The organism is Paenibacillus zanthoxyli JH29 (assembly GCF_000520715.1).
Taxonomy (GTDB): domain Bacteria; phylum Bacillota; class Bacilli; order Paenibacillales; family Paenibacillaceae; genus Paenibacillus_AQ; species Paenibacillus_AQ zanthoxyli.
The window spans coordinates 1-6,844 of record NZ_ASSD01000457.1 but is presented as its reverse complement, the minus strand read 5'-3'; the positions used below and the strand labels follow the sequence as shown (position 1 = coordinate 6,844).

Annotated in this window: 10 protein-coding genes; all 10 read left to right on the top strand. The window is 52.4% G+C overall.

Annotation, left to right across the window (positions count from 1 at the left end):
* The coding region (locus L691_RS0117660; protein WP_025691747.1) for an Orn/Lys/Arg family decarboxylase at nucleotides 1–601 on the top strand (601 nt) is incomplete at its 5' end.
* Between the two features lie 108 nt (nucleotides 602–709).
* Nucleotides 710–1,351, top strand: a complete 642-nt coding sequence (tmk, locus tag L691_RS0117655) for a dTMP kinase (protein ID WP_025691746.1) — start codon at nucleotides 710–712, stop codon at nucleotides 1,349–1,351.
* Nucleotides 1,352–1,424: 73 nt separating this feature from the next.
* A complete protein-coding gene (locus L691_RS0117650) occupies nucleotides 1,425–1,754 on the top strand; it encodes a cyclic-di-AMP receptor (protein WP_025691745.1) in 330 nt (109 codons plus the stop codon).
* 104 nt (nucleotides 1,755–1,858) lie between these two features.
* Entirely contained in the window at nucleotides 1,859–2,302 is a 444-nt protein-coding gene (locus L691_RS0117645; RefSeq protein ID WP_025691744.1) for a YaaR family protein, read from the top strand.
* 18 nt (nucleotides 2,303–2,320) lie between these two features.
* Complete coding sequence (gene holB, locus L691_RS0117640) at nucleotides 2,321–3,295, top strand: DNA polymerase III subunit delta' (protein ID WP_025691743.1); 975 nt, start codon at nucleotides 2,321–2,323, stop codon at nucleotides 3,293–3,295.
* Between the two features lie 252 nt (nucleotides 3,296–3,547).
* Nucleotides 3,548–4,351: a PSP1 domain-containing protein gene (locus L691_RS0117635; RefSeq protein WP_025691742.1), complete on the top strand. Its 804-nt coding sequence runs from the start codon at nucleotides 3,548–3,550 to the stop codon at nucleotides 4,349–4,351.
* Nucleotides 4,352–4,380: 29 nt separating this feature from the next.
* On the top strand, nucleotides 4,381–4,749 hold the full coding sequence (gene yabA / locus L691_RS0117630; protein ID WP_025691741.1) for a DNA replication initiation control protein YabA: 369 nt from the start codon (nucleotides 4,381–4,383) through the stop codon (nucleotides 4,747–4,749).
* Between the two features lie 64 nt (nucleotides 4,750–4,813).
* Complete coding sequence (locus L691_RS0117625; RefSeq protein ID WP_036737303.1) at nucleotides 4,814–5,581, top strand: tRNA1(Val) (adenine(37)-N6)-methyltransferase; 768 nt, start codon at nucleotides 4,814–4,816, stop codon at nucleotides 5,579–5,581.
* A complete protein-coding gene (rsmI, locus tag L691_RS0117620; RefSeq protein ID WP_025691739.1) occupies nucleotides 5,578–6,477 on the top strand; it encodes a 16S rRNA (cytidine(1402)-2'-O)-methyltransferase in 900 nt (299 codons plus the stop codon). Before L691_RS0117625 ends, rsmI begins: the two co-directional genes overlap by 4 nt.
* Nucleotides 6,478–6,544: 67 nt before the next feature.
* Nucleotides 6,545–6,844: hypothetical protein (locus L691_RS33635; protein ID WP_232229211.1), on the top strand; the 300-nt coding region annotated here is incomplete at its 3' end.

The window sequence follows — 6,844 nt, the reverse complement described above, 5'->3', positions numbered from 1 at the left end:
TGGCGGAGGCGAAGCGGAAGCCTCCGCCTCAGGACTGGCGCCGCGAAGCACAAGCGGCGCCTACCAGATGCAGGACCCCTTCAAAGCCGTCATATATGACGCCACCGGGGTCCTGAGCGGATTCGAGCTGCAGGCAGAGCTCGAGAAGAGAGGCTGCGTGCCGGAAATGAGCGATGAACGGTATGTGGTGCTGCTGTTTAGCCTCGGCTCCAGAGTGGAGGATGCCGACCGGCTGCTTGCGGCGCTGCGGGAGATTGACAGGAAATTCCCTCCGGGACCGATCCCTGCCGCTTCCGTCCATGTTTCCACGTGGAACAATTTTGCCAACAGCTTTATTTCGGAGCCGGTGCAGTTTTCACTAAGACCCGTCAGGGAGGAAGAGACAGAACGTATCAAGCTTGAGATGAGCGAGGGCAGAATCGCGGCGGAGATGGTTGTTCCTTATCCTCCGGGCATACCGCTGCTGTATCCAGGCGAAGTTATTACCGGGGAAATAAGCCTAAGGCTGCAGGGCTTGGCGGCTGCCGGGGCCAAATTTCAGGCCGCATCCGATCCGTCTTTGCGGATGATACAAGTATATTTAACTCAAGAAGAGGTATAAAACAACTCCACAAAGTAAAAGGTTTGGCTGACAAAGTCTATTCAGGTACTTTACGTGGACCCAGAAGCACTATTGAATTTTGAATGAAAGAAAGGCGGAGAAGCGTAATTGGGCCGGAAGGGATTTTTTATTACACTTGAAGGCGGAGAAGGATCGGGTAAAACAACGATTATGGGCAGGCTGGCCGCCTATTTGCAGAACCGCTCCCTCCCTTATCTGATTACCCGCGAGCCGGGCGGCATTGAGATCGCCGAGAAAATCCGCTCTATCATTCTGGACCCTGCTCATACGGCGATGGACGCGCGCACCGAAGCGCTGCTCTATGCGGCATCTAGAAGCCAGCATTTGGCCGAAAGAGTGGAGCCGGCGCTGAAGGAAGGACTGATCGTGCTGTGCGACCGCTTTGTGGACAGCAGCCTTGTATACCAAGGCTACGCTAGAGGACTGGGTATGGATGAAGTGCGGGCGATTAACCAGTTTGCCACTGGAGGCCGAATGCCGGACCTCACCTTCTATCTGGATATCGAGCCGGCGGTGGGCCTGGCTAGAATTTCGGCGAACGGAGAGCGGGAAATCAACCGGCTGGATATGGAGAGCCTTGCTTTTCACGAGAAAGTAAGAGAAGGATATCAGTTGATCGCCAAAGCGGACCCTGTACGAATTGTGACTCTCGATGCCAATCGTCCGCTGCATGTTGTCGAGCGTGAGCTTGTAAATACACTTGAAGATAAGCTGTTAAAGGACTTCTAGGATCTTTGTCTAATATAATGTATTACAGCAGCCGTTTTGCCGATTAACAATAACGCAAAGAGGAGATGGAAAGATGAAACTGATTGTTGCAATTATCCAAGATAAGGACAGCAACCGTCTGTCCAGCGAACTGGTCAAAGCTAATTTCCGCGCAACCAAGCTGGCAAGTACGGGCGGATTTTTGCGGGCGGGAAATACCACCTTTATGATCGGGGTGGAAGACAGTCAGGTTGAAGCCGTACTCGGCGTTATTCGCAACAGCTGCAAGGTTCGCGAACAATTGGTTACGCCGGTAACCCCGATGAGCGGAACTACGGATTCCTACCTTCCGCTTCCTGTCGAGGTGCAAGTAGGCGGAGCGACCGTGTTTGTGCTTCCTGTCGACCGGTTCGAACATTATTAAAGAACAGAAGAAATGGCCAGACCGTCCTGTAAGACGGCGGCCGTTTCCTGTAAAATTTTATGTCTATAGATTAAAAACGGCAAAGGAAGGCGGTGGGCAAATCATTGAAGATTAATCCGAACTTCAGGCCTTTGAAGAACGAACTGCCTTTAAGCGACAATATGAACAGGCCGATTCAGCAAAAAACGTTCTCCGATGTGTTTCAGCAGCATGGCGAACAGGCGAGCCGGGATGAAATCACCCGCCGAATTCAGGAGATTCAAACTCAGGGTGAGCGCCTCTCCAAATCGATGACGATACGCGAGCTGACGATTTACCGGGTCATGGTCAAAAAATTCCTGGAAGAAACGGCGCGCCGCGGCGTAACGCTCAAAGAAACAAAGGGCTGGGACCGGAGAGGACGCGGCAAAAGATACAAGCTGCTGGAGGAAATCGATGCCGCTCTGCTGACCCTTGCGGACGAACTGCTGGAGAGCGAGCAGGGGCGGATCGATCTGCTAAGCAAGGTTGGAGAAATCCGCGGGCTGCTGATCAACCTTTCTTTTTGATGGCTATAGGAGGATATTATGCCTTTTGGTGATATATTGGGACAGATAACCGCCAAGCGTATATTGCAAAATTCGCTGCGCAAAGATACGCTTGGTCATGCTTACTTATTCAGCGGCCCTGCTGGCAGCGGTCAGATGAAGACGGCGCTTACGTTGGCCCAAGCGATTTTTTGTACGACACTGAAGGACGACGCCTGCGGCGAGTGTCTGGAGTGCCGCAAGGTGGAGCATGGCAACCATCCGGATCTCAAGATCCTGTCGCCGGAAGGCAGCAGCATCAAAATCGATCAGATCCGCGACCTGCAGCGGGTCTTTTCCTATCGGGGGGAGGGCGGAAATCCCAAGGTATACATTATAGACGAAGCGGGAAAAATGACCGTTCAGGCGGCTAACAGTCTGCTCAAATTTTTGGAAGAGCCTCCTGTACCTGCGGTAGCTATTCTTATTGCGGATAACAGCCAATCGCTGCTGCCGACCATTCAGTCGCGGACACAGCGCATCCCGTTTGTACCACTGTCCCCGGAGATGATGCTGCAGGTATTGTCAAATGAGGGAGTTTCCGCTCCCCTTGCACGCTGCGCGGCATCTTTGACATCGGGATTAGAAGGATGCAGAGAGCTTTTAGCACAGAATTGGTTTGCAGAAATAAGAAATCTAGTGTTACAATTAGCGAAGGAGTCTTTGGGCAAGAACGGCTCGGCGGTGGCGACTGCGGGTCAGAAGCTGTTCAAGACCGGGCTCGGTGAGCATTTGGATACCTGTTTCAGTATGTTCCATCTATGGTTTAAAGACATGCTGTACTTCCTGTACCGAAAACACGAAAGCATCGTTTTTATAGATCAATTGGACTTTATTTCCAATTACGCCAGAACGCGTACTTCTTCGGAGTGGGTAGCCTATATGGAGTATGCCGCTGAGAGCAAGAAGAAGCTGCGGTTCAATGTTAATGCCCAGCTATGTCTGGAGCAGTTTTTGATACGTCTGGAAAGCTGAAGGATGCCGTCTGTTTATGCTTTCTGAGAAGAAGACTTCAAGAAGCAAATTTTGGCCTGATTTGGCCTTATTTTTCTAACGAGAAACAAATGCGTCTAAGCGATACAGCGTATCACTGCTGCGAAAGCATACGCTTTGCTAAAGTTGATGCGGCCGTTTCTTCTTGCGCTAACGGTCAAGGAAGAACAAGCATGGAACATCATGGAGCGGACTTGCTGGGGGTTCCTTCACCGGCAGACAAGGAGGTTAATTTTGTTATACAGCGTAGTCGGTGTCCGCTTCAAAAAGGCGGGTAAAATATATTATTTCGATCCTTTAGACTTTCCGATTGAATGTGAGCAGTGCGTGATCGTCGAGACGGCGCGAGGGGTTGAGTATGGCAGGGTCGTTGTAGGCAAAAAAGAGGTTCAGGAAGCCGATGTCGTACTGCCGCTTAAGAAAGTCATGCGTATCGCCGGAGATGTAGACGCGCGTGTGGTAGAGGAGAACAAGCAGGCGGCGAAAGATGCTTTTTCAACCTGTTTAAATAAAATCCGCGATCATGGCCTCAAAATGAAGCTGGTGGATGTGGAATTTACGTTTGACCGCAACAAGATCATCTTCTATTTCACTGCGGAAGGCCGGGTTGATTTTCGGGAGTTGGTCAAGGATTTGGCCAGCATCTTCCGTACCCGTATCGAGCTTCGCCAAATCGGTGTCCGCGACGAAGCCAAGATGCTTGGCGGTCTCGGACCATGCGGAAGGGTGCTCTGCTGCTCTTCATGGCTGGGAGATTTCGAGCCGGTATCGATCAAGATGGCTAAGGATCAAAATCTATCGCTTAATCCGACCAAAATATCCGGACTCTGCGGAAGATTGATGTGCTGCCTGAAATTTGAGCATGATAATTACGAAAGTGTTAAAGAAGAAATGCCTGCGGTAGGCAAACTGGTCGTCACTTCGCTGGGTGAAGGCAAGGTGGTCGGCTTAAATGCGGGCAACCGATCGGTGCATGTTCAGTTGTTTGAAATGGGTAAAGTAAAAGAACTTCCAATGGATGATGTTGTCGTCAAGTAGACCATTAAGGTTACTTTCGGGGTGGAAACTTGGAAAAGAAAAATATATTCGCACACATTCAGGAGATAGAAGCGCAAATGGAAACGATGCGCCTTAATCTTGGAGATTGGAAGCAGGCAGTTAAAGAATTAATGGAAGCGAACCAGCGTCTGACGCTGGAAAATGAGCAGCTGCGTAAGATTTTGAAGAAAAAAGCTCCGCCCGCTTCTTCTTCGGAGAAACGGAATTCCGGCAAGCTTCCCGTCCAGAACGAAAGCGGCCAAGATGAGATTGTCGGCGAGGGCTATGATAATCTGGCACGGCTGTATCATGAGGGCTTTCATATCTGCAATGTCAATTTTGGACATCTGCGTACGGAAGGTGACTGTCTGTTCTGCCTGTCTTTCCTTAATAAATGAGAATATTCAGCCGTAGGAGGACGCTACCTACGGTTTTTTTGAATTTTGGAATAGGGGACTAATCATGAGCAACCGTTTGAATGAGGTTCCGCTGCTTCCTTCGGAGCGCGTGGACGATCTGCTTACGCATGATCTGCATATTATTCAGAGTGATGAGGTGTTCAGCTTCTCCATGGATGCCGTTCTGCTGGCCCGATTCGCCTCCATACCTCCCCGTGGTCGGGTATTGGATTTATGTACAGGCAATGGAGTGATTCCGCTGCTGCTGACGACTCGCACGGCTGCAGTTATCGAGGGAATCGAAATCCAGCCCCGTCTGGCCGATATGGCCTGCCGAAGCGTAGCGATGAATGCGCTTCAGGAGAAGATCACCATTCATGAAGGAGATTTGCGGACGCTGCATCTTACGGCAGGATATGGGGGATACGATGCGATTACAGTGAATCCGCCGTATATGCCGCTAAACGGCAGTGATCTTAAGCTGAACACTCATCAGGCAATGGCCCGCCATGAAATCGGCTGTACGCTGGAGGAGGTTATTCAGGCATGCGTCCGGCTCGTCCGCACCGGAGGGAAGGTCAGTATGGTTCACAGGCCGCAGCGGCTGGCCGATATCATCAGCTTGATGCGGCAGAACAGGCTGGAGCCGAAATCGATCCGCTTTGTGCATCCGCGTGCGCATCTGGAGGCGAACATGGTCCTGATCGAGGCTGCGCGGGACGGCAAGCCGGAAGTGCGGATACAGCCGCCGCTGATCGTATACAATGAAGATAATCAATATTGTCCGGAGATTCTGGATATCTATTACGGTTCTAAAGAGGTAAAGCCATGACGATTCAATGCCAAAGCAGCTTTCAAAATAAGGAAATGGACGCTCAGCAGAAGACAGGCACTTTATTTCTGGTAGCGACACCGATCGGTAACCTGGAGGATATGACGTTTCGGGCTGTCCGGACGTTAAAGGAATGCGATATTATCGCAGCTGAGGATACCCGGCAGACGCGCAAGCTGCTCAGCCATTTCGACATTTCTCCCGGCCAGTTGTTCAGCTACCATGAGCATAATAAGGCAGCGAGCGGACCGGAATTAATCCGCTATATAATAGAAGGTAAAAATCTAGCGCTGGTCAGCGACGCCGGTCTGCCCGCCATTTCCGACCCGGGCGCCGATCTGGTGGCGCTCGCGGTGAGCGAGGGAATCCCGGTTGTGCCCGTACCCGGAGCGAACGCCGCATTGTCCGCACTGATTGCTTCTGGCTTACCGACTACCACGTTTACCTTCGTCGGCTTCCTGCCCCGTGAGCGCAAGGACATCCGCGCTGTGCTTACCCCACTGCGCGCTGCCCAAGGCACGCTGCTCTTCTATGAGTCGCCGCACCGGGTAGTGAAAACGTTGGCCCATTTGCAGGAAGCTTTCGGCAACCGGCGAATTGTTCTGGCCCGCGAGTTAACTAAACGTTACGAAGAATTCCTGCGTGGCACCATTCAGGAATGCGCCGAGTGGCTGGCGGAACATCCGCCGCTGGGGGAATATGTGATCGTTGTCGAGGGAGAGAGTAAAGAAGAGGCGCAGGAAGCCGATTCCGCGTGGTGGCGAGCGCTCAGCATCGAGGAGCATGTCGCCTACTACGAGGCCGCCGGCTCCACTCGTAAGGCCGCCATGAAAAAAGCCGCATCCGACCGCGGTGTCGCCAAGCGCGATATTTATAACGCGCTGCTGGAAGAATAGTGGCACCAAGCACGGAGGAAAGCGAATCCCGGAGGGAGAGCGCGGGAGAACGCCGAAACAGCAGTCTGTGCCAGTTGCACCAAGCACAGAAGAAAGCGAATCCCGAAGGGAGAGCGCGGAAGCACGCCGCAGCAGCAGTCCGCGCCAAGTCGCACCAAGCACGGAGGAAGCGAATCCCGGAGGGAGAGCGCGAAGAGCGCTGAAGCAGCAATCCGAGCCAAGTCACACCAAGCACGGAGGAAGCGAATCCCGAAGGGAGAGCGTTGGAAGAGCGCCTAAGCAGCAGTCTGCGCCAAGTCGCACCAAGCACGGAAGAAAGCGAATCCCGGAGGGAGAGCGTGGAAGCACGCCTAAGCAGCAGTCTGCG